This is a genomic window from Acidomonas methanolica (assembly GCF_004346035.1).
In the GTDB taxonomy this organism is placed as follows: Bacteria; Pseudomonadota; Alphaproteobacteria; order Acetobacterales; family Acetobacteraceae; genus Acidomonas; species Acidomonas methanolica.
In genome coordinates this window covers 1-25,667 of the sequence record NZ_SLZN01000020.1, presented here as the reverse complement: position 1 = coordinate 25,667, position 25,667 = coordinate 1, and the positions used below count along the sequence as shown (strand labels likewise).

The window sequence follows — 25,667 nt, the reverse complement described above, 5'->3', positions numbered from 1 at the left end:
GCGTCATGCCAGGAGTCATCAGCCGATGCGGCGGTTAAAAGGAGGAACCCCATCTCCTATCCGAATCGAATAGAGAACGCTCATTGTTCCGTCAAGAGACTCTCTGCTGCGAGCGAGAGATAGACCTGTGCGCCTCCGTATCGCGGTACGCTTGACTTTCCACCTTCGTTCTGTTCATGTCGGAATTGGCAATGGACTCTGCCTGACCTGCAAAGGTCGAACCGCCCGCGAGGGCTGATGATTCCTACCTCGCCATTGCGGCACCAAGGGGTGGAGTCCGAATCGAGTCATGCCAGTTCTCTCTTGTCCATCGCGCACCGGTCACAAGGCAGCCGCCTTGCATGACCCCGCGCCGCGCAGCCCTTCACGGATACCTATGACGCTTTCCCTTCGCCCTCTGCTCGACGGATGGCGTGCGAACCTGCGCGCGACCCTCAAATGGGCGGCCCTGATCCTCCCCATGGCCGCCATCATCGGCAGTCTCTGCGCCCTGTTCCTCTGGCTGCTGGACGACGTGACGACCACCCGTTTCGCCCATCCCTGGCTTCTCTACCTGCTGCCGCTGGCCGGGATCACGACGGGGCTGCTCTATCACTGGTTCGGCCGGTCGGCGGAAGGGGGCAACAACCTGATCGTCGACCAGATCCACGAACCCGGCGGCGGCGTGCCGCTGCGCATGGCCCCGCTGGTCTTGGTCAGCACCGTCATCAGCCATCTGTTCGGCGCCTCGGTCGGGCGCGAGGGCACCGCCGTGCAGATCGGCGGCAGCATCGCGGGCGGTTTCGTGCGCCTGTTCCGCCTGGACGACCAGGCCGTGCGGATCATCCTGATGGCGGGCATCGCCGCGGGCTTCGGGGCCGTCTTCGGCACGCCGATCGCAGGCGCGATCTTCGGGCTGGAGGTCCTGACCGTCGGGCGGATCGAATACACCGCTCTCGTGCCCGTCGCCGCGTCCTCGATCATCGCCGACTGGACCTGCCATCGCTGGGGCGTCCACCACGTTCCCTATCACCTCGGCGTCGCGGGGGTGCCCGATCGCGCGGGCGATGTTTTCCATGCGAATCCGCTGCTTCTGGGAAAAGTCGGCCTTGCCGCCGTGGCCTTCGGGCTGGCGAGCCTGGCCTTCGCGGAGGGCGTGCACCGGCTGGCGCCGGTCTTCCGGCGGCTCTGCCCCGTCGCGTGGCTGCGCCCGGCGATCGGCGGCGTGCTGACCATCGCGCTCGTCTGGCTCGTGGGCTCGCGGGATTATCTGGGCCTCGGCGTCGTCCCGGCCGAGGTGGGGGGTGCGGCCATCGTCAGCTTCTTCGGTCCGGGCGATTTCACCTGGAGCTGGCTGTGGAAGCTGGTCTTCACCGTGACGGCGCTGGCCACCGGCTACAAGGGGGGCGAGGTGACACCGCTGTTCTTCATCGGAGCGGGGCTCGGCCACACGCTGGCCGGCGTGCTGGGCGCGCCGGTCGACCTGATGGCCGCGATCGGCTTCGTCGCCGTCTTCGCGGGGGCGGCGAACACGCCGCTCGCCTGCACGATGATGGGGGTCGAACTGTTCGGCGCCGCCGACACGGTCTACATCGCCGTCGGCTGTTTCGTGGCCTATCTCTGTTCGGGCCATTCCGGGATCTATCTCTCCCAGCGCATCGGCGTGCCCAAGATCCGTCACCCGCTGATCGCCGGCGGCATGGCCCTGCGTCATGCCCGCACGCTCCCGCGCCACCCTCCCACGCCGTAGCTTCTGCGGCACCCCAGTTATTCCTCTGAGGATATCGAGTAATCATGACCGAAACGAAAACACTGATTGCCCATCATGCCGGCATGATCCGGATTTTCATGACCCGAGGCACGCGCGCGGCTATCAAGGGCCGCGGGAAAATTGCTTCGCTGTTTCGAAGCCGACCACTTTACCAGGAATTGATCCACGCGGCCCGACAGGCAGGCTTCAAGAGTTCCAACGCACATTTCGCTCACTATAGCCTGGGCAAAGATCAGCGCATTGAAACGACGCTCGGAGAAATTCCTAACCATCTCCTGTCGGTCTATGTCGACATCATCGGCGATCATGACCGGCTCAGGGACTTTTGCCAGACCCACGCCTCTATGCTGTCGGATGCCAGTATCTACTATAAGCCACTCGAATACTGGACGTTCTCCCCAGAGCTACACACCAACTCTCTGGAGAATGCTTGTGATCCATAAAATGAGTGACCTTATTCATTCTTTCAGACTCTGGAAGAAGAGATTCGAACATGGCACCGGGGTTCGGTGCTGTGGCATTTTGTACCGTCTGCTAGGTCATGACCCTCTGCTCGGCGTCTGCCTTGAATATTTATCCTGAAGGATAATACATGACCAGGACGACAGAACTCGCCGCAATAGACAAAACAGAATCATCATCTGTCATCTCGGTGCGAAATCTGACGATTTCATATGGTTCTCGTATAATACAGAAGAATGTCTCATTCGAGGTAAAGAGCGGATCGGTTTTTGCAATCATGGGACCCTCCGGCTGCGGAAAAAGTACCCTTATCCGGAGTATGGTTGGCCTTCTACAGCCGACTTCCGGAACCATTTTGGTCAACGGTACGAATTATTGGTCTCAAAGCGACAGAAAGCGTGTCGAGATCAATCGTTCATTCGGCGTTGTTTTTCAAAGCGGCGCCATATGGAGTTCAATGACAGTTGGAGAAAACGTCGCTCTTCCCCTCCAGATGTTTACGTCTCTGAACGCACGTTCCATTCGGCAACTTGTTCAACTGAAATTAGGACTGGTCGGGTTAAGCGACGCAATCGATCTTTATCCTTCGGAGATTTCCGGTGGGATGCTCAAACGTGCGGGACTGGCACGGGCACTCGCTCTCGATCCAAAAATTCTTCTGTTCGACGAAGTTTCTGCCGGCCTTGATCCGATCGCCTCCGCACGGCTCGATGACCTCATTCTCGCGCTACGGGATGGACTAGGGGCGACAATCCTCATGGTCAGTCACGAACTCCCCAGTCTTCTGGCACTTGCGGATGATGGCATTTTTCTCAGCACCATTGAGCGTACAGCGATTGCTCATGGCTCCCCACAATATTTGAAACAGGATTGCAATATATCGGAAGTTTTTAATTTCATGCATCGCTTGGCAGGCACTACAGAAACATGAAATGATCACTGATATTATAAATAAATCGCCACTTAATTTTCTTTCCTTGAGAAACCATGAAGGAACAACACCAGTCGGAAGCATCTTCATATGTTCAGTCAACATGGCAGATCACATATCGACCAAGATGAACTTTTCCGGAAGATCATTCGAGGCCACATCTCGCTCGCCTCTATGGTTGAGGCGATAGCTGTCGCAGAGTATAAAAACTTCCGGAAAGCATCACGCGCTTTGAAAATATCTCAATCATCAGTCAGCTCGCGGATTTCATCTCTTGAAATATCCATCGGATATAAAATTTTTGATCGTCAAAATGGAATAAATGTTACCATCAAAGGAAAACATTTTCTTTCTATTGTAGGTGAGGCGCTTGCACTTATTGGAGAGGCTGTTCAACCCAACCCAGAAGTCAGTCATGTAGTGGAACGTCAGTTGTCTTTAGGTATTCAGTCATGTAGCGCAGGAGGATTCTTAAACAATCTGCTCAACCTTTATTCGGATACTTTTCAAGAAACGCGTCTCGTCTCAGGAGAGTTTGCACCTGATTCTTTGGTTCCAGCCCTCCGAAGACGCGAAATCGATATAGCTTTCTCGCCGGAAGTCCCATCACCACGGACACTCGCGCATGATATCCTCCACATTAAAGCATTATGGACCGAAAACATGGTTGTCGCACTTTCTTCTGACGACCCGATAGCCCGGTTACCAGCGATAACCTGGGAAGCGTTGGCAAAACATATCTTCCTGGTGCGCCGCGAAGGTATGGGAGCGTGGCTAATGGCACAGTCTATGCGTTATTTTGAGGAAAAAGGGCTGGTGCCACAAATTGAACGGCTGCGGATCGGCCGCGACACGATGTTAACGGATGTCAACAGACGAAAAGCCGCTGCATTCACATCTGAGGCAAGTGCCGCAGTGAAAATACCTAGGGTATGCTTACGCCCGATCGACGGAAATCCGATCTCTCTGACTTTTTATGCCATATGGTCTCGGCAGAATCATAATCCGGCCTTGAGGGATTTTCTCAACATGATTGAGAAGATGGATTCTTCGTCTGCTTCTGGCGCCATCGAAGAAACGTCCGATCGGAGAGAATAAATTGCTCGATCATTGGTGCGATCAGTTGCGGCGGAGTAGCGGTTTTTTTATGCAAAGCCGTGAGTGCCTCCGCGTAAGCACTTAGATCTCGGTAGACTGCTGCTGGAAGTTCGACCGTCAGTCGGACAGGTTTTGCATCTGGAATGTCCGTAATCAGAAGTGTGGTCATGGTTTTTGCTCCGCCATAGTCCAAGTTTTAAGAATTAAATCACGATTGAGAGTGACGGTGAACGGCAGCCCCGGCCGGTCTGTGAGCGTCGGCTGGACGTTAAGGCTGCGGTCGATCAGCCGGTTGCCGACCATGGAAAACCCGTTGCTGGCCCCGGAACGGATGGCCTGCATGAGGTTGTTTTCGTTCCACGACGTGCCCGCCTCCGAGCCCACGCTGAGGAGGGTCGTAACCAGAGCGGCCTTGAAGAGCTGGCCCCAGTGGTTATTGACCCCATCAGACAGGCCGGACTGGCCGATGGCGTCGGCGCCCGGCAACTTCTCCAGCACCAGGCTGTCCCCGTTCGGGAAAATCAGCCTTGTCCAGATAATCTGGGTGCGCTGCTGGCCGAAGGATATCCCGCTGTTATACGCACCGAACAGCAGACTTCCCTGCGGGATCAGCAGGAAGCGCCCGGTCGGGCTGTCATACACGTTCTGGGTCACATGCCCTGTAATCTGGCCCGGCAGGTCGGAGCTGATTTTCGTGTTCAGTGCGCCCGCGATGACAGTACCGGCCTGAAGGATATAAGGCGAGGCCGGAGGCATGATGTGATCCGAGCTGGTCGTCGCGCGGTCAGGCTGGCCGGACAGGAACGCCCGGTTGCCGGCCTGTGCGTCAGTCGCAGGAGTTGCCGGCGTCTGCGTGCCTGAATTACCTGGCGTGGGTAGGGCCTGTTCGGTACCCCGGCCACGTTCCCCCATCTGCACGAACAGACGGCTGCCAATTGCAGCTTCGATCTCCTGCGCGGCCCGCCGGTCTTCGCCACTCGAAACGACCTTTCCGTGCTCCTGTGCTTTCAGGATGCTATGCCCCAGATCGCCGGGCAGCGCTGGTCCCAGCTTCGGCACGTCCCTGCCGACATAATCGGACGGCAGCCCCGCCAGACCATCGGCGGACGGACGAGCGTCCATGTCCTGGCTGACGGCCGGTGGAGCCGTCTGACGGCTGCTTTCCAGCGCGTAGCCCAGGGCAAACGCCACCGCGATCATGGCGACACCCCCGAGCGACCAGACCACGATACGCGAGAGCCGCACCACGCGGGGCAGCTCGGCCCGCAGGCGCAGATCGGGCGGCGGGGATACGGCCGGTGCGACAGGATTGCCCTCGCCTGCTAAGGTCTCCCCACTCATGACTTCCTGCCATCTGTCCGCACGATGCGCACCCGCTGCTCGGAATGTTTATCCCCCAACCGCAGTTCAGCGGCGACAAACAGCCGGTCGACGATCATCCAGTTCTGCCGCACACGGTAATTGACCAGTTCCGGTCCCCCATCGGCCCCGAGTACGAAGAGCGGTGGCAGTTCGCCCTGCCCGATCCCGGCCGGAAAAGCGATATAGACCTTGTGACCATCATCGAAGGCCCGACTGGGAAGCCACGGTGGCGTCCCGCCCTTCACCGGCTGGATGGCATAACGGAAATTCAGGGCATCGAGAGTGAGGCCCGTTTCAACGGGCGCTGCATCATCGGCCGCACTATCCTGCCGATGCAGCGCGATCAAATCGTCCTCTGGATAATCCCACGAGACCGACGCCATGTAGGTCGCGGGCGTAGAGCGCAGTTCAGCAAGATAGGTCCGCCGATCGGTATTGACGATCAGGTTGGTCGTCAGATCCGGCCGGGTGGGTTTGACCAGAATATGAATACGCTTTGTCGCCCCTGCCCCGCTTTCGGTATCACCAATGATCCAGCGAACCGTATCCCCGGCCGCCACCGGCCCGGTGCCGACCAGCTTTTCGCCCTGCTGGAGCATGATGTCGGTGATCTCGCCGGGCGAGGCATAGACCTGATAGAGTGCGCCCGGACTATAGGGATAGACCTGCACGGCATTGATGAACCCGGCCCGCGTCGGCTGGATGCGCGCCGCCAGATTGGCCTGGGTTACGCGCGCGGCTGGATCGGCTGCTTCGGAAGTCGGGTGGGCCGCGCGTCGTGACGGCAGCGGCTTGAGCTGCCCTGGCAACGGCAGCGGTTTCGGGACTTCCACGACCTCTACCGGCTTCGGCGGATCGGGAAGTCTCGTTGCGCGTGCGGCGTCATCGTAGCGGATGACCGGCGGATGATACTGCCCCGCGCAACCGGCCAGAGGCAGGATCAGCAGCGGCAGGACACGAAGAGCACGACGGATCATTGACCAAGCTCCTTCGACCAGTTGATGGCGGAGACGTAGATTCCGAGGGGATTTTTGCGCAGATGATCGGCATCTCGGGGCGTGCGCAGGACGATGGACACGATGGCCGTCCAGCGTTCGGTGCCGGTAAAGGCCCCATCGCGGTAATGACGCTCGGTCCAGGCAACACGGAAACTACCGGGAGAAGCCCGGATGACTGAGGCGATGTCCACCTCGACCTGCTCATGCCCAATGCGCGAGAAGGGATCGTTCAGGCGGGCATAGTCATTCAGGGCCACGGCGCCCGACGTCGTAGTGAAGTCATAGGCGCGCAGCCAGTTGTGCCGGACCACCACGGCATCCGACGACAGGGAGCGCACGTCCTGCACGAATTGAGCCAAATACCAGTCGATCTGGGGATCGGCTGGCCTGTAACCGGCCGCCGCCGGGGCCATGACCTGCGCCTGACCGAGCCGATCGACCTGCACCACCCAGGGCACAACGGTCCCGCGCGCGGACTGCCAGATCAGTCCCGCGCCAAGTCCGGCAGATAGGAAAAGGCTACCGAAAGCCATCAGCCGCCAGTTCCGGGCCTGCACGCGAGCAGACCCGATCCGCTCGTCCCAGATCTGGGCTGCTTTCTGATACGGGGTGACTGGCTCGGGCGTGGTCCCGTAGCGTGTGGTAGAGCGACGGAACATCATTCTTTCTCCGAGAGATCAATGCTGGAACTTCCGCCCCCGCCATCAGCGGAGCGGATGACGTGAGCCGCCTCGGCGGCATGGGCTGCGGCATTGCGGCGCTTCATCTTTTGTGCCCACTTCGGCGGCTTGCTGTCCGCGCCGGAGCCAGCACTCTCTCCGCCACCACCCTCGCCTGCTGGACCACCACCGGTTGGCCCGCCGCCGCCCGATCCGGTCGGCTCTGCGCCCGACGCTCCACCGCCGGGATTCGGACCAGTGCTGCCTTCTCCACCCGAACCCCTGCCCATGCCGCGCGCGGCCCATTGACCACCAGCGGCATAGTTGTCCTTCAGGCTTGAAACGGCAGAGGACGCCTTGCTTTTCGCGGCATTCATCGCCGCACCACCGGCCGCGCGCCCGACATTGCCGGCGGCAGCAGCCATGCCAGCCGCACCCGTCTGTCCGGCAGCCCCCATGGAATAGGCTGTCGTGGCCGCACCCGCGATTGCGGCTCCTCCCCGCGCGGCCGCCGCTGTCGCACCCAGAGCTATAGCTCCCCCGGAAGCAATCGCCGCCGGGGCCGCGACGGCAGCGGCGCCCATCGCACCAACCGCCATGCCGGTGCCGACGGCGGCCCCTGCCCCAAGCTGCGGCGCGCCAGAGATCAGCCCATTGGCAATGCTGCCGCCATAAATGGACAAGCCGACGATCGCGAGCGAGGCCAGCACCACCGAGGTCGCCTGTCCGACCGTAGGCACGGAACTGCCATAAGAGGTGGTGAACTGCTTGAAGAGCACCGAGGCGATGGCGGAGATCACCGCCAGCACCATGATCTTCACGCCCGACGAGACGACATTGCCCAAAACCTTCTCGGCCAGAAAGGCCGTGCGATTGAACAGGGCGAAGGGGATCAGCACGAAGCCCGCGAGCGAGGTAATCTTGAACTCGATGAGGGCGACGAAGAGCTGCACGGCGAGGATGAAAAACGCCGCCAGCACGATCAGCCAGCACAGGCACAGCACGAAGATCTGGATGAAGTTCCAGAAGAAGGCGACCGGGCCGAGCAGGTTATGGACCGAGTCCAGCAACGGCTGGGCTGCGTTGAGGCCGGTGGCCGCGAGACGCCCCGGATGCATGAAATCCGTCAGCGGCAGCTTGCCGCCCCCGACCTTGATGCCCATTGCCGCAAAACTGTCGAAGACGATTTTCGACAGATGGTCGAAATCGTTGATGACCCACGCGAAGAACCCGATATAGAGCGTCTTCTTCACTAGGCGCTGGATGATGTCCTCATCCGCAGCCCAGGCCCAGAACAACCCGGCCAGTGCGATATCCAGCACGGACAGCGTTCCGGCCAGCGAGATCACATCCCCCTTCACCAGCCCGAACCCGCTGTCGATCGTGGTGGTAAAGGTGTTCAGGAAAGTATCGATCACGCCGACACCGTTGGTGGCCATGGCGGTCAGTTCCCGCTGGCGCCGAACATGGACACCGTGCCGGGCACGTAAGCGTCATGCTGGGCAAAATGCTGATACTGGGCGTCACTTTCCGCTTCCGCGGCGGCGTCGCGCGCCTGTTGCAAGGCGGTGGCGCGGCCATTGGCAGCGAGTTCGGCCTGGATGTCGGAGAGCTGCCGGGATTGCAGGGCGAGAAGCTGGTTCCCGGCCTGTGCGGCCTGTAACGCCCCGGTGGAGGTCTGGCTGGCCGAGACCAGTTGCGTCATGGCCGAACTGTCGCTCGGGATGTTCCCTACCACCCGCGCCTGTAACTTCAAGGCATCCTCGAAGCCACCGACGGAATTCTGCCAGCGTGTCTGCGCCTGAGAAAACAGGGCACTGTCAGACATACCCGACGAGACAGATGTGTACGCCTGCTGATACTGCTGCTCGACGGACTGGACGCTGTAGGCGATGTTCTGCGCCTGCGCGAGCAGCGCCGTGGTCTGGGAAATGGTGGATTGCAGTGTGCCCAACGTGGAGAGCGGCAGGCTCGCCAAATTACGCCCCTGGTTAACCAGCATCTGCGCCTGGTTGGCCAGCGAGGTGATCTGGTTGTCGATCTGCTGGAGCGTCCGGGCCGCAATCAGAACATTCTGGACGTGATTGGCACCATCATAGACCGCCCATTGTGCGTGGGCCGGTGAAACGCCAATCGACAACAGGGCTACTACGCCGCAGAGAAGAGAAAGAGACCTCATGGCGCGGTTCCCTCCCGCAGCAATTCCGCCGCCCACGTGACGCCACGCACCTCGAACCAGGCCGGAAGAAAGCCCTCTCGCCCGTGTTCCGCCAGAACCGCATCGATCAGCCTGTGATCGTCCTTGCCGGAGGCCGCGCACAACGCCAGCGCCACCGGACCTAAGCCGAGTTCAAACAGGCGGTTGCCGCGCTGGGTCTGGCAATAATACTCCCGCTTCGACGCGGCGCGGGCGATGATGGCGACCTGGCGGTCGTTCAGACCAAAGTCGCGATAAATCGCCCTGATCTGCGGCTCGATGGCGCGCTCGTTGGGCAGGAAGATCCGCGTCGGGCAGCTTTCCACCACCGCAGGCGCGATAGGTGAATTGGCGATATCCGACAGGGACTGCGTCGCGAAGATGACGCTGGCGTTTTTCTTCCGTAGGGTTTTCAGCCACTCCCGCAACTGGCCAGAGAAATTCCCGTCATCGAGAACCAACCACCCCTCGTCGATGACCAGCAAGGTCGGACGACCGTCCAAACGGCCCTCGATGCGATGGAACAAATAAGACAGCACCGACGAAGCCGCGCCGGACCCGATCAGACCTTCGGTCTCGAACACCACGACATCGGCATTCCCCAGACGCTCATTGTCGGCGTCAAGGAGCCGTCCGTAAGGACCGCCGAGGCAGTATGGGGCAAGCGCCTGCTTGAGCGCGTTGGACTGGAGGAGGGCTACCAGCCCCGACAAAGTGCGTTCCGATGGTGGTGACGATGCCAAGGAATTCAGCGCCGACCAGAGATACGCCTTAACGTCGGGAGTCAGCGTGACCCCCTCGCCGAGAAGGATCTGACCGAGCCATTCACTGGCCCATTTCCGTTCGTCCGGGTCATCGATCCGCGCCAGCGGCTGGAGCGAGACACCGCTGCCCTGTTCTTCCGATAGATTATCGTCGGTCAGGCCACCACCAAGATCGTGCCAATCTCCGCCCATGCCGAGTGTGGCGGCGCGCATGGAACCGCCGAAATCGAAGGCGAAGATCTGCGCGCCCTGATAGCGTCGGAACTGGAGCACCATGAGCGCCAGCAGCACAGACTTTCCCGCCCCCGTCGGCCCCGCGATCAGCGTGTGACCGACATCGCTGGCGTGCAGCGAGAACCGGAACGGCGTGGCCCCGGCGGTCTTGCCGCAGAAGAGCGGCGGCGCCTTGAAATGCACATCCCGGTCCGGCCCCGCCCATACGGCCGAGAGCGGAAACATGTGGGCAAGATTGAGCGTCGAGACCGGAGGCTGGCGGACATTGGCATAGACATGACCGGGCAAGGAGCCGAGCCAAGCTTCCACCGCGTTCAGGCTTTCCGCCATGCAGGTGAAGTCGCGCCCCTGGATGATCTTCTCCACGAGATGGAGTTTCTCGGCGGCAATTGATGCGGAACCGTCCCAGACCGTCACGGTCGCGGTGATGTACGCCTGCCCGACGTCATCAGCGCCGAGGGACTGCAACGCGAGGTCAGCATCGGCCGCCTTGTTGGCCGCATCGTTATCGACCAGCACCGACGCTTCATTCGTCATCACTTCCCGAACGATGGCCGCGATACTCTTGCGTTTTGCAAACCACTGACGCCGGATTTTCGTCAGAACCTTCGTGGCATCGGTCTTGTCGAGCAGGGTGGCCCGCGTGGACCAGCGATACGGCATGGCCAGCCGGTTCAGGTCATCGAGAATTCCGGGAAAGGTCCGCGACGGGAAACCCGTGACGGTCAGGGTTTTCAGGAAAGCGTCACCGAGTTTCGGCTCCAGCCCGCCCGCGAGCGGCTGATCCACCAGTAGCGCATCCAGATGTATCGGAATTTCCGGCACGCGGACCCGCTGGTTACGCGTGGAAATGGTGGAATGCAGGTAGGTCAGGGTTTCGCCGTCATCAAGCCAGGCCGCTTCGGGCATGAAACCGTCGAGCAGGGCCAGCAGACGATCGCTGCGATCCACGAAGGCATGGAGCATCCCATGCGGGTCCGGCCCGTCGTGTTCCCGCCCCTCATAGAGAAACCGAGCAGCCCGGTCGGAGGATTCCGCTGGTGGCAACCAGACCAGCGTGAGGAAGTAGCGGCTTTCGAAATGCACCCCCTCATCCTCGAACTGCTCCCGCCGTTCCAGATCGACCATCTGACTAGCCGCATCGGGAAAATCGCTGTCGGGATAGAGTGTCGCCGGCACACGCTGTGCCTCCACGAACACGGCCCAACCTGAACCAAGACGCCGTAGGGCATTGTTGAGCCGTCCGGTCACGCCGACCAGTTCAGCGGGCGTGGCGCTATCCAGATCAGGGCCACGAATTTTTGCCGTGCGCTGGAAGGAACCGTCCTTGTTCAAGACGACACCTTTTTCGACCAGTGCCGCCCAGGGCAGGAAGTCGGACAAGAGGGAATTTCGATTGCGATATTCTCCAAGGGATATCATGGCCGATCCCCCTATGCCCGCAGCCAGGCGGGGTAACGGAGATGCCGCCGCCCCACCTCGATAAAGAACGGATCACGCTTCGCCCCCCAGACCGCCAGCGTATGGCCAACGATCCAGAACGCCGCGCCGATCAGCCAGAGCCTCAACCCCAGCGCAATCGCCGCCGCCAGCGTGCCATTGGCAATAGCCACGGCGCGGGGTGCGCCACCCAGCAGGATTGGATCGGTCAGCGAGCGATGCACCGGGACATGAAATCCTGGCACCGCGTCATCGTCATAGCCCGCCATCAGATCAGCGCCCCGCCCGAGAAGGAGAAGAAGGACAGGAAGAAGCTGGACGCCGCAAAAGCGATGCTTAGTCCAAAGACGATCTGGATCAGGCGACGGAACCCGCCTGAGCTTTCCCCGAAAGCGAGCGTCAGACCCGTGACGGTGATGATGATCACCGAGACGATCTTGGCCACCGGACCCTGCACGCTTTCAAGAATCTGGTTGAGCGGTTCCTCCCATGGCATGTCCGAACCGGACGCCATGGCCGAGGAAGCCATGGCGAACATCAGCAGCATCGCCGTACCGAGCAGCCTCGGGACACGGCGGAGATCGAGACGCGCGAGACCGCGCCCGGAATGAATTGGCGACATCAGAGCGTTTCCTTGAGTTCGGTGAAGGAGAAAGAAGCAGCGCCGGTCCTTTCCGGCAGGTCGGCCGGGACCAGCCGGTAGTCGCCCGTCACGGGATCGAGACCGTTCACCGTGGCCAGTTCGGACAGGCTACGGGCATCGCCCCGGCCCGACAGCACGGCAATGACGTCGATGGTCTCGGCGATCAGGGCGTGCGGTACGGTGACGACGATTTCCTGGATCAGTTGCTCCATACGATGCAATGCGCCGATGGCGGTGCCAGCGTGAAGCGTGCCCACGCCGCCGGGATGACCCGTGCCCCAGGCTTTGAGCAGGTCGAGCGCCTCGGGACCGCGCACCTCGCCGATGGGAATACGGTCCGGACGCAGGCGCAGGGCCGAGCGCACCAGTTCGGATAGGGTGACGACACCATCACGGGTGCGGAGCGATACGAGGTTTGGCGCGCGGCATTGCAGCTCGCGCGTGTCTTCGATCAGCACGACGCGATCGTCGGTCTTTGCGACCTCCGCCAGCAGGGCGTTGACCAGCGTGGTCTTGCCCGTGGACGTCCCACCCGCGACGAGGATGTTCTTCCGATCCGCGACAGCACGGCGCAGGAAAAGGGCCTGGGCGTCGGTCATGATCCCGGCTTCGACGTAATCGTCGAGCGTGAACACCGCGACGGCGGGTTTACGGATCGCAAAGCTCGGCGCGGTGACGACCGGAGGCAGCAGCCCCTCGAAACGCTCACCGGTCGGCAGTTCCGCCGACACGCGGGGCGCACCCTCATGCACTTCGGCCCCGACATGGTGCGCGACCAGCCGCACGATACGCTCGGCATCGACGGGCGCGATCGTCTCACCTGTATCGGACAGGCCCTCGGACAAGCGGTCGATCCAGAGCTTTCCGTCCGGATTGAGCATCACCTCAACGACAGCAGGGTCCGCCAGCAGCGACGCGATCGCCGGTCCCATCGCCGTGCGCAGCATGGAGATGCCGCGTTGTCGAGCACCGCTGTCAATGGGTGTGACCACCATGGGTATCCCCGTCTTTGCAGGCCATCCGGGCACTCCGGACGACGACGGGGATAATTAGAAGGGAGCGAATTTCCCATTACGCAACAAGGATTTTCGCTGATGCGGTAAAAGCGTATGTCATTGGGGACGTTCAGGCAGGTTCGTCACCTCGCGGTTCCTGCCTCGCCGCGATCTCGCGCTGACGCTCGCGCAGGAATCGGTCGCCCGTGGCGAGACGGCGTTCCAGCGCCGTCAGGAAGCCCTCGAAGCGCTCCAGACCGAGCGCTTTCGCCGCAGCCCGGCCACTCTCGGGCAGGGGTGGCGTGCTGGTCAGCCAGAACCGGATGAACAGGGTCAGCGTTTCCGCCAGGATCGAGACATCTTCCTCCAGCCCGGCCATCTGCCGCGACAGCCGGTCGAGACGACGTGACGTCGCAGCTTCCTGCCTTTCGGCATCATCATCCGTGAGAAACGATAGCACCGCCGTCTCGACCAGGGCGGATTTGGATATGTCCCGCCGGACGGCGCGGGCCTCGAGCTGCCTATGGATCTCGGGATCGAAATAGACATTGAGTCGCCTGCTTCGCTTTTGCACGGTCACTCTCCCCCGAGTTCGAGGCCGTCGGCGCGGTCCATGCCGGCCTGACGGGTGATGTTCGCCTGCCTCCGCAGTTCCGCCGCCCTCCGGGCATCCGCCTCCGGATCATTGTCAGGGAGTTCGAACTCCGCCGCCGGATCGGCATGCTCGGGCGCGATGTTTTCGTGTTCAGGCAGTTCCGGCTCGCGCCGCACGCCGCCATTGGCAGTGTCTGTCTCGCTCCCCGAAGCGGCCGCATCGGTCGCGTCCACCGGGTCCTTCCGTCTCGGGTCCGCCATGGCCGCGCGCTTCCCGGACCAGAGATCGTCACCTCCGCTGCCATCCGGTGCGGCGAGACCTGCCGGATCGGGGGGCGGCAGGAGGCGCGCGGTGAAACGGCGATCCTCGTAATAGCGAGCCTTGCGCGCCCGGATCGGTGGGCAACCCGCCACCATGACCACTTCCTCGTCTTTCGGGAGCTGCTGGACCTCGCCGACCGTCAACAGGGGCCGGGCGGTCTCCTGCCGCGAGACCATGAGATGCCCAAGCCAGGGCGACAGGCGATGCCCGGCGTAATTGGTGGAATCCCGCTGCTCTGTCGCCGTGCCGAGCGCGTCGGATACCCGCTTCGCGGTGCGCTCGTCATTGGTGGCGAAGGACACCCGGACGTGACAATTGTCCAGAATGCTGTTGTTGGCGCCGTAGGCTTTCTCAATCTGGTTCAGGGACTGGGCGATCAGGAAAGCCCGGATACGATATCCCGCCATGAAGGCCAGCGCGCTCTCGAAGAAATCCAGCCGCCCGAAGGCCGGAAATTCATCGAGCATGAGCAGCAGGCGCCGCCGTCGGGCCGCGCTGTCCATATCCTCCGTCAGACGGCGGCCGATCTGATTCAGGACCAGCCGGATCAGCGGCCGGGTCCGGCTGATATCCGAGGGCGGCACCACGAAATACAGCGATGCGGGTCGGGCGGATGATACCAGATCCTCGATCCGCCAGTCGCACCGGCGCGTCACCGTCGCCACCACCGGATCGCGGTAAAGACCGAGAAATGACATGGCGGTGCTGAGAACGCCCGATCGCTCGTTGTCCGACTTGTTGAGCAGTTCCCGCGCGGTCGAAGCCACGACGGGATGCACCCCCTGCTCGCCGAGATGGTTGGTGCGCATCATGGCGGACAGGGTCGCCTCGATCGACCGCTTCGGGTCGGACAGGAAATTCGCCACCCCCGCCAGGGTCTTGTCGTCCTCGGCATACAACACATGCAGGATCGCGCCGACCAGCAGGGAGTGAGAGGTCTTCTCCCAGTGATTGCGGCGGTCCAGCGCCCCGTCGGGATCGACCAGGATATCCGCGATATTCTGCACGTCGCGGACCTCATACGCGCCCGGTCGCACCTCCAGCAGCGGATTATAGGCGGAAGAGGCCGGATTGGTCGGGTCGAACAGCAGCACCCGCCCGAACGTGGCGCGGAAACCGGCCGTCAGCTCCCAGTTCTCGCCCTTGATGTCATGGATGATGGCCGAACTCGGCCAGGTCAGCAGGGTCGGGATGACCAGCCCGACGCCTTTCCCGGAACGGGTGGGTGCGAAACACAGCACATGCTCGGGGCCTGCGTGCCGCAGATAGTCGCGCCGATACTTCCCCAACACGACGCCATCCTCGCCGAGAAGGCCGGCCGCGCGGATATCGTGCCGGTTCGCCCAGCGGGCGGAACCGTAGGTTTCCACCCGCCGCCGCGCCCGCGCGCGCCAGATCGACAGCCCGAACGCTACGAGGACGGCAAGGACGACACCCGTGACGCCGATCCGCGCGCCCTGGACGAAGATCGCCGGTGCGTAGGCGTCGAACTCATACCACCACCAGAAGAACAGCGGCGGGGCGTATACCGGCCAACGATGGTCCAGCATTAACCAGGGCGGTCCGAGTTCCGGCTGGAAGCCGAGACGCCAGGCCGTCCACTCGGTAGCCCCCCACCAGGACAGCAACATGATGGCGAGGACCAGAACAATCTGGCCCCAGAGCACGCGCGACGCGGACATGGCTTCCTCCCCTGACGAACCATTCGTCTGTCAGCGAAGGAAGGATGGAGATTTCAGCAAGAAAAATCAGGAATCGTACGGCAATCGGCGGCGAAACTGTAGCTAATCGGACGGGTCGGTCAGTCCGCCGTCTTCCCGCCGGGGATAGTCAGAAGCTGGCGATAGCCGCTATCGCGCATCCAGCGCGCCCGCGCCATGTGCGAGTCCCAGCATCGTCGCGCTGCCGCCCCGTCGCACGCCGGATCACGACCGAGCACGATGCGGGCAACCTCGCGCCAGTCGGCGCCGTCCGCCTCGGCGTCGAGCAGGCGCAGATAGGTGATGTGATGAAGGTGGTCATACGCGGTCAGCATCGGACAGTCCGGCGCCTCATCGCCGGGAATGGCCTCCGCATCGGGTCGCTGCGTCATGATCGTGCCCCTTCCTGTCGGGCACCACCATATCCCGAAATGGGATAATCCCGATACAGGATTATCGGGGCGGTTCTGCTTTTCATCCGGAACCGCTCCTATGCCGAAATCGCTGCGCTCTCCACGTCAGCAGCGTCTCATGGATCTGCTGATCGCGGCAAGGCACGCCAAAGGACTGACGCAAGCCACACTGGCCGCCCGACTGGGCAAGCCGCAATCCTATGTTGCGAAATACGAGAATGGAGAACGGAGGCTCGATGTGATCGAATTTCTCGATATCACGGATGCGATCGGGGTGGACGGGCGCGTGCTTCTGGACGGGCTGACGGAAACGCCGCCATGATGCGTCGTCCGCGCTAATCGATTCCCTCATGGCGCCGGGTGTCCGATGCATCGGTCGATCCACGGTGAACTCGGCCACAGGGTACGCACTGCCCTGAAGCCCAATCTTGACGATATAGCTTGGAGGCTATATATGGAATGGACTGTCGCTTTTGGCGATGAATTCGATGCGGAGTTCGAGGACTTGCCGGCGCCCGTGCAGGACGAATTGCTGGCATCCGCCAGACTGCTCGCCACGTTCGGTCCGCAGCTCGGTCGGCCACACGCGGACACGCTGAATGATTCGTCGTTTGCGAACATGAAGGAATTACGCTTCGACGCCGATGACGGCGTCTGGCGGGTGGCTTTCGCGTTCGACCTGGAGCGAAAGGCGATCCTGCTGGTCGCGGGCGACAAGTCGGGCGGCAGCGAAAAGCGTTTCTACAAGACCCTGATCGCCAAGGCGGACAAGCGGTTTCAGGGCCATCTCGATCGACTGGAAACCGCGAAGAACGCCACAAAGAAAGGGAAGAAATGATGGGCCGGGATCTGAACGATGTCATCGCCGCTCTCCCTGAAGAGCGCCGCACCCACGTCGAGGCGCGCGCGCTGGAGCTGAAGGAGCAGGTGGAAAGCCTGAGCGAACTGCGTCGGCTGGCAGGCAAGGCCCAAGCCGAAATCGCGTCAGCACTTAACGTCAAGCAGCCTTCGGTCTCCAAAATCGAGAAGCAGGCCGATATGTACCTCTCGACGCTTCGGAGCTATGTCGAGGCAATCGGCGGAGAACTCGATCTGATCGTGCGCCTGCCGTCACGGGCGCCGCTGCGGATCGAGCATCTGGGCGATGTCGATCCTGACATCGCCGCGACTTCCAGCAGGATGGCCGCGAGACGCCGGGGAAAACCAAAGGCGCGCACCCACGCGGCCTGACAGGTCGAATGCGATGGAACTGTGTGCCTGCCGTCGGCACACATCCTGTCACACGCCAAGCCCCCTTTCCCGCCCGAGCTGCCAGTCAATCGTGCCCGCGCGCATGACGCCGGCAATCTCCTGCCCGAGCCGCTTTTCGATGACGCGCTTCCACGGCACCAGCACGAATTCCTGCGCGTTCTCGACCAGGGCATAGGTTCCACTTGCCAGCCGGACCTTTTCCTTCAGCGTGCCCCGGACTCTCTCGCCATCAACCATGGTGCGGTAGGACGTGCCACGCGCGGCCGCCATCTCACCGCCGACGCGATCGAGTTCCCGCCGCTCCAGCGTCGCCAGGAGTCCCTTGCGATAGCGGACCTGCCCGTGCTCGTCGGACCAGGCATCCCCGCGCTCCATCAACACGTCCTGACGCCGCTTACGGGCAATCGTCACCTCATGTCCGAACCCAGCATCGACGACGTTCGAGTTGCCGCGCGACAGCAATCCGCGGTCCAGCCATGTCGCCCCGTCCGCCGCGATCTGGGCGTCGAGATCGAAACTCGACAGCACGCGAACGGAAAGCTGTTTCGCGCGGCTCGTATCATAGGCCGTCGCACGGTCCAGATAATCACCGGGGATCTGCCATCGCGCGTCCTCGATGCGTTCGACGACACCGGCACGACGCAGGGCTTCCAGACGCCGGACATGGGAGGCCACGTAAGCCTCCGCATCGCCGCCCGGAAGACGCGGCATGGCCCGCACCCGGGCAAGATGGGCGTCGGTGCGATAGACGCCGCCCTCTGCGGCGGCGACCGACACGATTTCCCGGTCGGCGGGACGGGGGCCAGAGACCTCCAGCCCGACCGCGACGATGCTCCCGTTTCGCGCGCCTTCCAGGGCAGCCGGGTCGATGCCAGTGACATGATGGGTGCGCCCATCCACCCCGTCCATAACCAGGCCGATCCGCTCGCCCAGTTCGTCGGACAGATGCCGGTCGAGAATCCGCCCCTCGACTGTCTCGCGCGACGCCGGACCATGGAAGACGAACAGGGCGGGATCGGGCGTGCGACCCTGCTCGCGCATCGCCCGGTTCAGGGCGCGGATGATATCGCCCCGCTCGCCGAGGTCGCGCAGCGTCTTCTCCATCTCCGGCGCAATCTGCCAAATGCCCGGCTCGACCTGGCTGGCAAGCTCCATCCGCTCCAGCTTCGCGAGCCGCCGCTGGCGCAGGACATGATCGCCCCCCTGGTCGCCACGCATGTCGATGGGACCGTCTTCCGCCAGAGCCAGAAGCTGGCGATCGAGCCGGGTGAAGCGGTCCTGCCCGACCATATTTTCCAGCTTGCGGCGCTGCTCCAGCGCCGTCTCGGGACCGAGTTCCAGCGTCACCAGTTCGGTCGCCCGTTCACGCACCCCCTGGGTGATGTAATCGCTGGCGATCACCAGATCCTCGCCCCGGTCGTCATGACCCTGGATGACGATATGAGCGTGGGGATGGCCGGTGTTGAAATGGTTCACCGCGACCCAATCCAGCTTCGTGCCGAGGTCCGCCTCCATCTGCGTCATCAGATCGCGCGTGAAGGCGGTCAGATCCTGCATTTGCTCGGCATCCTCCGGCGAGACGATAAAGCGGAACTGATGCCGGTCGTCCTGCCCGCGTTCGAGGAAGGCATCGGCGTCGGCACGATCGGTCTCCGGCCCGTAAAGCTGCCCCCGCTGCCCGTCGCGGGACGTGCCGTCGCGCTGGATGTAATTCAAGTGGGCGCGCGCCCTGCCGTCACGGCCGGGAGCGCGGATCATGCGCGACTTGACGATGACGCGGCGGCTACCGGATTTCGCATGATTCCAGCCTGCGATCTGGCGCGCCCGCACGAAGGACGCGCCGCGTCCCTTCCGGACGCCGGAGCGACCGCCGCGACGTGGGGCACCGCCCTCCGAACCATCAGGTTTGGTGGGGCCGGCAGAACCATGCGTATGAAGCTTACGGGACGCTCCGGATCGCCGCACGGAGGCACGCATCCGCGAGAGAAAACTTCGGGTCTTTCCGCTCCCCTTGCCACGGATGCGACCGGGCCGGACGCGGAACCTTGTGTCATCATCAAACGACATGACCAACACCGCAAATCACCGCCGTTTGCCGCAGAGTGCTGTCAGGACTGGCAGAATACGGCCCGTTTCCGGAAAACCGCCGCACTGCGGACCGAAAATCGACAGTGCCGCAACGCAGGATGCCAACCCCATGTGCAGACAGACAAAACCGCAGGTTCGGGCCGGACGGAGTGCCGCACCCTTTAATCTTGCCGTTTCCCGATCCCGTTCTTCCCTGTGATGCGCTCATGGTTTCGTGACTCCCTTCCCCGCACCGCTCTCCTGTGGCGCGGCCCCAGCAGCGACGAAGAAATCGGGATGGCGGGCAGCATCGCGTCTGTTGAAAAATCCGGCCGGAAAGAGAGAAAAATCCGGGCCGTTCTGCGCCTCCAAAACCATGGCCGATGCTATCGATTTCGGGACGGTTTTCGCACCGGCAAAGAGCGATCCCGCGCGCCAGTCCACGACGATTTTCGACCTCGGACCGGAGAGAAACGCACCCGGATTATCGATCAGAGTCCGGACCTGCACGGCATAGGAAATCGTCTCTCCCGGAAGCGGTCGGCCCGTCGCCAGATGGTCGTCATAGCGGGCGGGACCGGCATTGTAGGCGGCAAGGAAACCGGCATCGCCATAGCGGTCATGCAGCCATCGCAGGTAGGCTGCCCCGGCTGCGATGTTGTCATGCGGATCGAAGGGATCGGCCCCCAGATTGAGTGTGCGCCGGACCTCCTTCCAGGTGCCCGGCATGAGCTGCATCAGACCCATTGCACCAGCACCGGATATCGCGTGCGGATCGCCCGCACTTTCGGCTTGCAGAACCGCTTGCACCCATGCGGACGGGATCGCGTTCCGCGCCGCCGCCTGTTGCACGAGACCGCCCCAATCCTGTGCGCGGATGGAAACCGGCGAGAGCGTCAGCGCGAGCATGGCCAACATGCTCCCTGACACGCCAGCGGACAGGAAAAACCGGGCATTCATTCCCGGCCTCCCAGACGTTTCGCGGGCCGGTTCCACACCAGTTGCCATTCGCGTCCGCCACGTCCCGCCTGGAACAGGGTGGCGCGAACCGGCTGTGTAAAAGCGGGATCGTCCAGCACGATGGAAATATACTCGCCGGCACGCTCCCCGGTGCGGATCCACCCGGCACCGACCTCGGGTCCGGTCTCCCCGTCCCCGAGATGGATACGGTAATCCGGTGCATGCTCCGCGCCGTTGTTTTCCGCCGGCACGAAGGTCAGTTCGGCGTCCAGCGACAGGGTGCGCACACGCCCGGCAAAACCATCTGACGTGCGCGTGAAAAATCCGATCTGGCTCATGAGAGAAGTCCTTTCGGAAATGATAGGCGTGATGGAAAATCCATGTGCCGGACGACCGTCATTCGATCGGCGGTTCGCCCGGTTTCACGGGCATCATGGGCGGTGCCAGCAACGGCCGTTCCCGCACCGGATCGCGCAGATCCGGGAGGGGATCGAAATGCGGCGGCGGTGGCTCCGCCTCGCCCGTGCGGACATGAACCGGCACGGCGCGCCCGATGACGGTGTCCATCGGCAGGACGCCGAAATACCGCCCGTCCAGACTGGTCGGCACGGCAGCATTCATGACGAACACCTGCCCCGGTTCGAGGCGTTGGCAGCCCTGCCAGGCCGGCAACTTGCGGTCCCGATGATCGACGGTCTTCGCGTCTCCGACCGGCTTGCCGTCAATGGTGACGTGGATGCCGGAGCGACACACATTCTGCCCCGCAAGGGCCGCGACCGGCTTGAGCAGCGGCACGCCGAACGGCAGGTAGCCGCGTGTCGCCAGCAGCGTGGCCTCCCTCTCGGGCAGGCGGAGCGCAACAATGTCGCCGATGCGCACCGGGACGGTAGGCTGGATGCGATACAGCCCGACCGGCACGCTGGCCGTCTCGTTCCAGACCCAGCGCGGTTCGGGATGGAAATCGACCATCGCCAGCGTGCCAAGCGCCGCGAGATACGTGGTGAAAAACCAGCCGCGCCGGGTCATGACACGGCTCCCCTGCGCAGCCACGCCTCGTGGCGGTCTCGCGTGTAGGGACGCGGTTCCTGCGCTGCCGTGAGCCGGTGATGCAGATGCCGCCAGTGATCGGGACAGGCGACCGCCGGATCGACACCCAGCGCCTCCACGCCGTCGATCGCCTCCAGCACGCGCCGCACCTTGGGCCAGCCGCTCTGGCGCAACAGGCTCTCGCCACCGGGCCGCACGAAGGGCACCGTCTGGCAGGCTTCCTGAGCCCCGACGGCGCGCACGATGTCGATGCAGGACACCACGGTTCCGAAATCGTTCGCGGCCCACCGGATGAACGCGAACACGCTGTCCGGCGTGAAGCTCATCAGCCTGCGCCGACGGTCGAGAATGCGATCCTCGACGGGATGGCCGAACCGTACCCAGTGCTCGATGCGTTTCTCGATCCACGTCAGTTCAACCGTGGTGAGAACAGCGTCCGGCCGGAAAGAAAGGGCGATCATGGGACACCTGCCCCGTGATCCGCGACCGCTTCCCGAGCCTCTTTTTCCCGCCTCATCGGGGCTGCCGAGTGGGGGGCGAAAAGACCGAAATCCCCTCCATAATAAGTTATTATATAAGTTATATAAGTTAAGAGGACGATTTCTCCTTCATAAACAAAGGGTTGCGCCGATTTTCGCCAACGGTCCGACGATGATTCCGCCAACGGTCCGATGATGTTATGCGCCGCCGGTCCGACGACAGGTTTCACATCGTTATCCACACCCTCTGTGGATTGACTCGTTGGAACGGCGCATAAAACTCCCAGTTTTCCGCCATAAATGACGCGAAACGTGTAACCTGGGACCGTCCGCGCGAGGGCGATGGCACGGATTTTCGCGGCGAAATCACGACGCCGGGTCAGGCTGCCGGAGCGCGCGTGCAGGTGCGCCAGATCGAAGCGCCAGCCATCCTTCTGTCGTCCGGCGTGCCGCCGCGCCAGCCGGTAAAGCCACCGTTCCAGGCCGCCCCCAAGGTGGAAATAGGCGGGATCGAGGGTAAGGACGCGCGACCGGTCGCAGGCGGCCTCCATCAGCCAGTCCGGCAGTGTCAGGGCGACGCCTTCGTCCTGTGTGACACGGAGGCCGCTGATCCAGGTGAACGGCTTGTTCCGCCAGTCCGCGCCGTGACGGATGCTGGTTGCGACGGTCGTGACGGCCAGACGCCCGAGCGCGCCGTGCAGACGTTGATACTCGTTCGCCCCCGTGGCCCAGCCGAGATCCCGAAACAGTCGCCAGGGCGTGAAACGCACATGGCGCGAGACCCAGAGACCGTGGTTGAGGGCATCGACGATCTGTCCGGTCAGCCAGATCAGCACGTCCGCGTCCCAGATCGTGGCGATCCCCGCTCCACGCGGTGCGGATACCGACACGCCGGCATACCGTGTCTCGTACTCGATGGGGATGACGCGCGGTGTTTTCCCCAGGCCGAAGAACGGGCGCCCCATCAGGTCGCGGAGATCGCGCGGACTGGCCGGTCCACTGACCACGAAGCGGCGGTCTGGCTCCCGCCAGCTTTCCCCGGCGGCCATTACAGGCTCTCCCGTTCTTCTTGGGTCAGCGGGCGCGCCGGAAAGACGCGGGTGGGTGTCGTCTCGGACGGCGAGTGACGTGCGCCCCCGGCGGTCCAGTCCATCACGTCCTCGACGGAATACAGCACCCGTCCGCCGACCTTCCGGTAGAGCGGCCCGGTGCCGTAGGTGCGATGTTTTTCAAGCGTGCGGAGCGAGATCCCCAGGAACCGGGCCGCTTCACGAACACGCATCAGGCGCGGTGTGATCGCCATGACCATATCTCCCTTTCCATACCGCGCCGGACAGGGACCGGCGGGATATGAAGGGAAATTCGTGGAGAATCGGCGGTAGGGGGATGGACGTTTTTGTCGGCGACAAAAACGTCCATGAAACGAAAGCGGAACCCGTCCTTTTTCCTCCCCGAACGCCGCCGTTTTCCGTCGTGGCGCGAAACATGCCTTCCGAATACGACGTTTTTCTGCTCCGCTGCCGACAGGACAGGCGCGGAGACTCGACGGGATGACGGGTGTTGGAGACAGGCCGCGCTCAGATGCGGCGGGACAGCGGATAGCCCATCAGATCGCGATAGCCGCCGTCGATCATGCGTTTTCCGAGCTGGTCGAGACGGCGAAACTGCGCCCGCAGCGACAGGTCCGGCCAGTCCACGGAGCGACCGACCGGCTGATCGAACAGCCGCTCGGCGATGACGCGCTCGCTCATGCCGGCGGCGCGGGCATCCGCCACGCGCAGGGCGAGGATATGCCGGTCGAGGGACTGGCGGGACATTCTGTGCCAGGGGCCGGGATCGGACAGGCCCGACAGCACCCGCCAGAAGCGAAAGGTTTCATGCGCCCGCAGCGGCGTGAAGCGGTCATAGGCGTGATCGAAGGCGAAATGGCGCGCTCTGGGCCAATCCCGCTCCATCCAGAGCTGCCAGGTCACGCCGCCGCAGACGCAGGTGATGTAAACGCCGTCGGGTGTTTCGATCAGGCGCGCATCCGACAGGGCATGGACGTCCAGACGACGCGGTGCGAGCGTCTGGCCCGGCGCGAGCGGTTTGAGGATCAGCACCGTCGGCAGGATCAGGCGCGACCAGAGCGCGGCCAGGGCACCGAACGGCAGGTCAGGATCGGCGGCGAAATCGCGGCCCCCAGCGGCGGGCGAATGCCGCCTGTCGGGGGTCGTCGGGCGGAAGTGCCGCCACCGCGCGCTGTTCGTCACGATAGCGCCGGTTACGACGCAGATATTCCCAGCCGAGTTCGGCTGGTATCGCGTGGCGCAAAGACTGGTATTGCGCCTGGACCTGCCAGTCTGCTCCGGGCATGACGCCCTCCCTCGTGTGCATGAGACCGGGCGGCCCTGCCTGCCCGGACGGCCAGTATCCCGGCGCGACGCTGGAAAAAGGAAGCCCGATTCTGGAGATCGGGTGATCTCCACGGAAGATCGGCAGGCGACCAGAAGAAAAGGCCCCGCTTACGCGGGAGCCTCCTCGTCCGTCGCGCGGGTCTTCGCGGCCAGTTCCGCGAGGGCCTGTTTCAGTTCCCGCGTGATCTGCGCCCGCTCGCGGCGGCTGAGGCCGTAGCTGGTGAGTTCGGCGCGCAGTTCCTGGATCGTGTCGTGCAAATTGGTCATCGTCCTGCTCCTTTCGTTTCTCGAAGACAGGACGGACGGCTCATGCCGGAGCGGACCGGGTCAGGGATCGCCGGCAGGCGACCGGCTTGCCGGCGCGTGGGGGTGCCGATTTTGTCCGGCGTGCCCGGAACGGGTGCGCCGGGCAAAATTGGGGGCACCGCGCGTCCTTGACGCGGTTCGCTCTCGCGCATGGTACAATGGGAAGGCTGAGGGAAAGCCTTGTCCTTCTCTTTCACCCGCACGGCATGTGATCGGGGGGCGCGGTCGGGATCACCGCTTCCAGCCGCGTCATCTGGCAGGAAGGCCCCGCCCGGACCAGCCGGGCGGGGTTCGCAGGCGCCTCAGTCGCCGTTGCGGCGGCCGTTAGGGCGGGACCAGATCAGGTTGTAGCCCTCGCCGTCCTCGCCATCGACGAGATTGGCGAAAATCGGGGCATTGAGGCTCGGATCGTCGAGCTTGAGGCTCAGATAATCGCGTCCCTCGTTGGAGCACCGGGACCATGCCGCCCCGATCTCACCATTATGCGGAGCACCGCATAAGGTCGATTATGTGGAGTCCGGGATTATGCGGAGCGGGTGATCCGGGATGGCGGTTTTCTGCGGGTTTGGTCTGGTTTCTGCTCCGCATAATATCGGGGT

At 62.9% G+C, this 25,667-nt stretch carries 30 protein-coding genes, 1 pseudogene and 2 riboswitches; of the genes and pseudogenes, 7 read left to right on the top strand and 24 right to left on the bottom strand.

Annotation, left to right across the window (positions count from 1 at the left end; genetic code table 11):
- Nucleotides 1–2: 2 nt before the first annotated feature.
- Nucleotides 3–66: riboswitch (Fluoride riboswitch) on the bottom strand.
- Between the two features lie 112 nt (nucleotides 67–178).
- A riboswitch (Fluoride riboswitch) is annotated at nucleotides 179–254 on the top strand.
- A 122-nt stretch (nucleotides 255–376) separates the two neighbouring features.
- The 4 genes from EDC31_RS12795 to EDC31_RS12780 all read left to right on the top strand — a co-directional run bounded on the left by EDC31_RS12795 (nucleotide 377) and on the right by EDC31_RS12780 (nucleotide 4,241).
- Nucleotides 377–1,729 carry a voltage-gated chloride channel family protein gene (locus EDC31_RS12795; RefSeq protein ID WP_042055817.1) on the top strand — a complete coding sequence of 451 codons (1,353 nt, stop codon included), beginning with the start codon at nucleotides 377–379 and terminating at the stop codon, nucleotides 1,727–1,729.
- A gap of 44 nt (nucleotides 1,730–1,773) precedes the next feature.
- A complete protein-coding gene (locus EDC31_RS12790) occupies nucleotides 1,774–2,193 on the top strand; it encodes a DUF190 domain-containing protein (protein WP_042055814.1) in 420 nt (139 codons plus the stop codon).
- 149 nt (nucleotides 2,194–2,342) lie between these two features.
- The gene (locus tag EDC31_RS12785; protein WP_081797392.1) at nucleotides 2,343–3,143 is read left to right on the top strand and encodes an ABC transporter ATP-binding protein; all 801 of its coding nucleotides are present in this window, start codon (nucleotides 2,343–2,345) and stop codon (nucleotides 3,141–3,143) included.
- A gap of 90 nt (nucleotides 3,144–3,233) precedes the next feature.
- On the top strand, nucleotides 3,234–4,241 hold the full coding sequence (locus tag EDC31_RS12780) for a LysR family substrate-binding domain-containing protein (protein ID WP_081797391.1): 1,008 nt from the start codon (nucleotides 3,234–3,236) through the stop codon (nucleotides 4,239–4,241).
- On the opposite strand, the gene EDC31_RS12775 is transcribed toward EDC31_RS12780, so the two are convergent.
- The 13 genes from EDC31_RS12775 to EDC31_RS12715 all read right to left on the bottom strand — a co-directional run bounded on the left by EDC31_RS12775 (nucleotide 4,168) and on the right by EDC31_RS12715 (nucleotide 16,541).
- Nucleotides 4,168–4,410, bottom strand: coding sequence for a DUF2274 domain-containing protein (locus tag EDC31_RS12775; RefSeq protein WP_081797390.1), 243 nt, complete (start codon nucleotides 4,408–4,410; stop codon nucleotides 4,168–4,170). The genes EDC31_RS12780 and EDC31_RS12775 overlap by 74 nt on opposite strands.
- On the bottom strand, nucleotides 4,407–5,582 hold the full coding sequence (locus tag EDC31_RS12770) for a TrbI/VirB10 family protein (RefSeq protein WP_042055811.1): 1,176 nt from the start codon (nucleotides 5,580–5,582) through the stop codon (nucleotides 4,407–4,409). Before EDC31_RS12770 ends, EDC31_RS12775 begins: the two co-directional genes overlap by 4 nt.
- The gene (trbG, locus tag EDC31_RS12765) at nucleotides 5,579–6,580 is read right to left on the bottom strand and encodes a P-type conjugative transfer protein TrbG (RefSeq protein WP_132127085.1); all 1,002 of its coding nucleotides are present in this window, start codon (nucleotides 6,578–6,580) and stop codon (nucleotides 5,579–5,581) included. Before trbG ends, EDC31_RS12770 begins: the two co-directional genes overlap by 4 nt.
- Nucleotides 6,577–7,260, bottom strand: a complete 684-nt coding sequence (gene trbF, locus EDC31_RS12760; RefSeq protein ID WP_042061706.1) for a conjugal transfer protein TrbF — start codon at nucleotides 7,258–7,260, stop codon at nucleotides 6,577–6,579. The genes trbG and trbF overlap by 4 nt, the downstream gene beginning before the upstream one ends.
- Nucleotides 7,260–8,699: a P-type conjugative transfer protein TrbL gene (trbL, locus tag EDC31_RS12755; protein WP_042061703.1), complete on the bottom strand. Its 1,440-nt coding sequence runs from the start codon at nucleotides 8,697–8,699 to the stop codon at nucleotides 7,260–7,262. The genes trbF and trbL overlap by 1 nt, the downstream gene beginning before the upstream one ends.
- Before the next feature lie 5 nt (nucleotides 8,700–8,704).
- The gene (gene trbJ / locus EDC31_RS12750; RefSeq protein ID WP_042061701.1) at nucleotides 8,705–9,439 is read right to left on the bottom strand and encodes a P-type conjugative transfer protein TrbJ; all 735 of its coding nucleotides are present in this window, start codon (nucleotides 9,437–9,439) and stop codon (nucleotides 8,705–8,707) included.
- Nucleotides 9,436–11,877, bottom strand: a complete 2,442-nt coding sequence (gene trbE / locus EDC31_RS12745) for a conjugal transfer protein TrbE (protein ID WP_042061698.1) — start codon at nucleotides 11,875–11,877, stop codon at nucleotides 9,436–9,438. The genes trbJ and trbE overlap by 4 nt, the downstream gene beginning before the upstream one ends.
- Before the next feature lie 11 nt (nucleotides 11,878–11,888).
- Nucleotides 11,889–12,164, bottom strand: coding sequence for a VirB3 family type IV secretion system protein (locus tag EDC31_RS12740; protein ID WP_042061709.1), 276 nt, complete (start codon nucleotides 12,162–12,164; stop codon nucleotides 11,889–11,891).
- The gene (locus EDC31_RS12735) at nucleotides 12,164–12,517 is read right to left on the bottom strand and encodes a TrbC/VirB2 family protein (RefSeq protein ID WP_132127084.1); all 354 of its coding nucleotides are present in this window, start codon (nucleotides 12,515–12,517) and stop codon (nucleotides 12,164–12,166) included. Before EDC31_RS12735 ends, EDC31_RS12740 begins: the two co-directional genes overlap by 1 nt.
- Nucleotides 12,517–13,533 carry a P-type conjugative transfer ATPase TrbB gene (gene trbB, locus EDC31_RS12730; protein ID WP_042059851.1) on the bottom strand — a complete coding sequence of 339 codons (1,017 nt, stop codon included), beginning with the start codon at nucleotides 13,531–13,533 and terminating at the stop codon, nucleotides 12,517–12,519. Before trbB ends, EDC31_RS12735 begins: the two co-directional genes overlap by 1 nt.
- Before the next feature lie 130 nt (nucleotides 13,534–13,663).
- On the bottom strand, nucleotides 13,664–14,107 hold the full coding sequence (locus EDC31_RS12725) for a CopG family transcriptional regulator (RefSeq protein WP_042059853.1): 444 nt from the start codon (nucleotides 14,105–14,107) through the stop codon (nucleotides 13,664–13,666).
- Nucleotides 14,108–14,109: 2 nt separating this feature from the next.
- Nucleotides 14,110–16,131, bottom strand: coding sequence for a conjugal transfer protein TraG (locus EDC31_RS12720; RefSeq protein WP_042059855.1), 2,022 nt, complete (start codon nucleotides 16,129–16,131; stop codon nucleotides 14,110–14,112).
- Nucleotides 16,132–16,250: 119 nt separating this feature from the next.
- Complete coding sequence (locus EDC31_RS12715; protein ID WP_042059857.1) at nucleotides 16,251–16,541, bottom strand: DNA -binding domain-containing protein; 291 nt, start codon at nucleotides 16,539–16,541, stop codon at nucleotides 16,251–16,253.
- 100 nt (nucleotides 16,542–16,641) lie between these two features.
- On the opposite strand from EDC31_RS12715, the gene EDC31_RS12710 reads away from it, so the two are divergent.
- The 3 genes from EDC31_RS12710 to EDC31_RS12700 are packed head-to-tail and all read left to right on the top strand — an operon-like array spanning nucleotide 16,642 to nucleotide 17,792.
- On the top strand, nucleotides 16,642–16,884 hold the full coding sequence (locus tag EDC31_RS12710) for a helix-turn-helix domain-containing protein (protein WP_042059859.1): 243 nt from the start codon (nucleotides 16,642–16,644) through the stop codon (nucleotides 16,882–16,884).
- 45 nt (nucleotides 16,885–16,929) lie between these two features.
- On the top strand, nucleotides 16,930–17,400 hold the full coding sequence (locus EDC31_RS12705) for a type II toxin-antitoxin system RelE/ParE family toxin (RefSeq protein WP_239641692.1): 471 nt from the start codon (nucleotides 16,930–16,932) through the stop codon (nucleotides 17,398–17,400).
- Nucleotides 17,397–17,792: an XRE family transcriptional regulator gene (locus EDC31_RS12700; RefSeq protein WP_239641693.1), complete on the top strand. Its 396-nt coding sequence runs from the start codon at nucleotides 17,397–17,399 to the stop codon at nucleotides 17,790–17,792. Before EDC31_RS12705 ends, EDC31_RS12700 begins: the two co-directional genes overlap by 4 nt.
- A 48-nt stretch (nucleotides 17,793–17,840) precedes the next feature.
- Here EDC31_RS12700 and EDC31_RS12695 read toward each other — a convergent pair whose 3' ends face one another.
- The 11 genes and pseudogenes from EDC31_RS12695 to EDC31_RS12650 form a co-directional block, all read right to left on the bottom strand.
- Entirely contained in the window at nucleotides 17,841–19,643 is a 1,803-nt protein-coding gene (locus EDC31_RS12695) for a DUF3363 domain-containing protein (RefSeq protein WP_239641694.1), read from the bottom strand.
- 462 nt (nucleotides 19,644–20,105) lie between these two features.
- Nucleotides 20,106–20,840 carry a lytic transglycosylase domain-containing protein gene (locus EDC31_RS12690; RefSeq protein ID WP_239641695.1) on the bottom strand — a complete coding sequence of 245 codons (735 nt, stop codon included), beginning with the start codon at nucleotides 20,838–20,840 and terminating at the stop codon, nucleotides 20,106–20,108.
- Nucleotides 20,837–21,178: a DUF736 domain-containing protein gene (locus EDC31_RS12685; RefSeq protein WP_042059864.1), complete on the bottom strand. Its 342-nt coding sequence runs from the start codon at nucleotides 21,176–21,178 to the stop codon at nucleotides 20,837–20,839. Before EDC31_RS12685 ends, EDC31_RS12690 begins: the two co-directional genes overlap by 4 nt.
- 58 nt (nucleotides 21,179–21,236) lie before the next feature.
- Nucleotides 21,237–21,866 (bottom strand): S26 family signal peptidase, encoded by a 630-nt coding sequence (locus EDC31_RS12680; protein WP_042059866.1) that lies wholly within the window; start codon nucleotides 21,864–21,866, stop codon nucleotides 21,237–21,239.
- Nucleotides 21,863–22,348, bottom strand: a complete 486-nt coding sequence (locus EDC31_RS12675) for a DUF2840 domain-containing protein (protein ID WP_042059869.1) — start codon at nucleotides 22,346–22,348, stop codon at nucleotides 21,863–21,865. Before EDC31_RS12675 ends, EDC31_RS12680 begins: the two co-directional genes overlap by 4 nt.
- On the bottom strand, nucleotides 22,345–23,415 hold the full coding sequence (locus tag EDC31_RS12670; RefSeq protein WP_042059871.1) for a replication initiator protein A: 1,071 nt from the start codon (nucleotides 23,413–23,415) through the stop codon (nucleotides 22,345–22,347). Before EDC31_RS12670 ends, EDC31_RS12675 begins: the two co-directional genes overlap by 4 nt.
- Nucleotides 23,415–23,675, bottom strand: coding sequence for a helix-turn-helix transcriptional regulator (locus EDC31_RS12665; RefSeq protein ID WP_042059873.1), 261 nt, complete (start codon nucleotides 23,673–23,675; stop codon nucleotides 23,415–23,417). The genes EDC31_RS12670 and EDC31_RS12665 overlap by 1 nt, the downstream gene beginning before the upstream one ends.
- 268 nt (nucleotides 23,676–23,943) lie before the next feature.
- On the bottom strand, nucleotides 23,944–24,618 hold the full coding sequence (locus tag EDC31_RS12660) for a DUF2285 domain-containing protein (protein WP_052511995.1): 675 nt from the start codon (nucleotides 24,616–24,618) through the stop codon (nucleotides 23,944–23,946).
- On the bottom strand, nucleotides 24,521–24,721 hold the full coding sequence (locus tag EDC31_RS18200; protein WP_222592975.1) for a transcriptional regulator domain-containing protein: 201 nt from the start codon (nucleotides 24,719–24,721) through the stop codon (nucleotides 24,521–24,523). Before EDC31_RS18200 ends, EDC31_RS12660 begins: the two co-directional genes overlap by 98 nt.
- Nucleotides 24,722–24,870: 149 nt before the next feature.
- Nucleotides 24,871–25,029: a hypothetical protein gene (locus EDC31_RS17740; RefSeq protein WP_164468403.1), complete on the bottom strand. Its 159-nt coding sequence runs from the start codon at nucleotides 25,027–25,029 to the stop codon at nucleotides 24,871–24,873.
- Nucleotides 25,030–25,370: 341 nt separating this feature from the next.
- Nucleotides 25,371–25,544 (bottom strand): annotated as a pseudogene (locus EDC31_RS12650) (DUF736 domain-containing protein); the annotation flags it as partial.
- Nucleotides 25,545–25,667 lie beyond the last annotated feature (123 nt).

Coding starts and splice junctions, on each gene's coding strand:
- EDC31_RS12780 (WP_081797391.1), top strand. CDS start 3,234: ATGTTCAGTCAACATGGCAGATCACATATCGACCAAGATGAACTTTTC.
- EDC31_RS12775 (WP_081797390.1), bottom strand. CDS start 4,410: ATGACCACACTTCTGATTACGGACATTCCAGATGCAAAACCTGTCCGA.
- EDC31_RS12770 (WP_042055811.1), bottom strand. CDS start 5,582: ATGAGTGGGGAGACCTTAGCAGGCGAGGGCAATCCTGTCGCACCGGCC.
- trbL (WP_042061703.1), bottom strand. CDS start 8,699: ATGGCCACCAACGGTGTCGGCGTGATCGATACTTTCCTGAACACCTTT.
- trbJ (WP_042061701.1), bottom strand. CDS start 9,439: ATGAGGTCTCTTTCTCTTCTCTGCGGCGTAGTAGCCCTGTTGTCGATT.
- trbG (WP_132127085.1), bottom strand. CDS start 6,580: ATGATCCGTCGTGCTCTTCGTGTCCTGCCGCTGCTGATCCTGCCTCTG.
- EDC31_RS12680 (WP_042059866.1), bottom strand. CDS start 21,866: ATGACCCGGCGCGGCTGGTTTTTCACCACGTATCTCGCGGCGCTTGGC.
- EDC31_RS12705 (WP_239641692.1), top strand. CDS start 16,930: ATGCATCGGTCGATCCACGGTGAACTCGGCCACAGGGTACGCACTGCC.
- trbE (WP_042061698.1), bottom strand. CDS start 11,877: ATGATATCCCTTGGAGAATATCGCAATCGAAATTCCCTCTTGTCCGAC.
- EDC31_RS12670 (WP_042059871.1), bottom strand. CDS start 23,415: ATGGCCGCCGGGGAAAGCTGGCGGGAGCCAGACCGCCGCTTCGTGGTC.
- EDC31_RS12735 (WP_132127084.1), bottom strand. CDS start 12,517: ATGTCGCCAATTCATTCCGGGCGCGGTCTCGCGCGTCTCGATCTCCGC.
- EDC31_RS12740 (WP_042061709.1), bottom strand. CDS start 12,164: ATGGCGGGCTATGACGATGACGCGGTGCCAGGATTTCATGTCCCGGTG.
- EDC31_RS12685 (WP_042059864.1), bottom strand. CDS start 21,178: ATGAGCCAGATCGGATTTTTCACGCGCACGTCAGATGGTTTTGCCGGG.
- EDC31_RS12790 (WP_042055814.1), top strand. CDS start 1,774: ATGACCGAAACGAAAACACTGATTGCCCATCATGCCGGCATGATCCGG.
- EDC31_RS18200 (WP_222592975.1), bottom strand. CDS start 24,721: ATGCCCGGAGCAGACTGGCAGGTCCAGGCGCAATACCAGTCTTTGCGC.
- EDC31_RS12715 (WP_042059857.1), bottom strand. CDS start 16,541: ATGACGCAGCGACCCGATGCGGAGGCCATTCCCGGCGATGAGGCGCCG.
- EDC31_RS17740 (WP_164468403.1), bottom strand. CDS start 25,029: ATGACCAATTTGCACGACACGATCCAGGAACTGCGCGCCGAACTCACC.
- EDC31_RS12710 (WP_042059859.1), top strand. CDS start 16,642: ATGCCGAAATCGCTGCGCTCTCCACGTCAGCAGCGTCTCATGGATCTG.
- EDC31_RS12665 (WP_042059873.1), bottom strand. CDS start 23,675: ATGGTCATGGCGATCACACCGCGCCTGATGCGTGTTCGTGAAGCGGCC.
- EDC31_RS12690 (WP_239641695.1), bottom strand. CDS start 20,840: ATGAATGCCCGGTTTTTCCTGTCCGCTGGCGTGTCAGGGAGCATGTTG.
- EDC31_RS12700 (WP_239641693.1), top strand. CDS start 17,397: ATGATGGGCCGGGATCTGAACGATGTCATCGCCGCTCTCCCTGAAGAG.
- EDC31_RS12785 (WP_081797392.1), top strand. CDS start 2,343: ATGACCAGGACGACAGAACTCGCCGCAATAGACAAAACAGAATCATCA.
- EDC31_RS12675 (WP_042059869.1), bottom strand. CDS start 22,348: ATGATCGCCCTTTCTTTCCGGCCGGACGCTGTTCTCACCACGGTTGAA.
- trbB (WP_042059851.1), bottom strand. CDS start 13,533: ATGGTGGTCACACCCATTGACAGCGGTGCTCGACAACGCGGCATCTCC.
- trbF (WP_042061706.1), bottom strand. CDS start 7,260: ATGTTCCGTCGCTCTACCACACGCTACGGGACCACGCCCGAGCCAGTC.
- EDC31_RS12795 (WP_042055817.1), top strand. CDS start 377: ATGACGCTTTCCCTTCGCCCTCTGCTCGACGGATGGCGTGCGAACCTG.
- EDC31_RS12720 (WP_042059855.1), bottom strand. CDS start 16,131: ATGTCCGCGTCGCGCGTGCTCTGGGGCCAGATTGTTCTGGTCCTCGCC.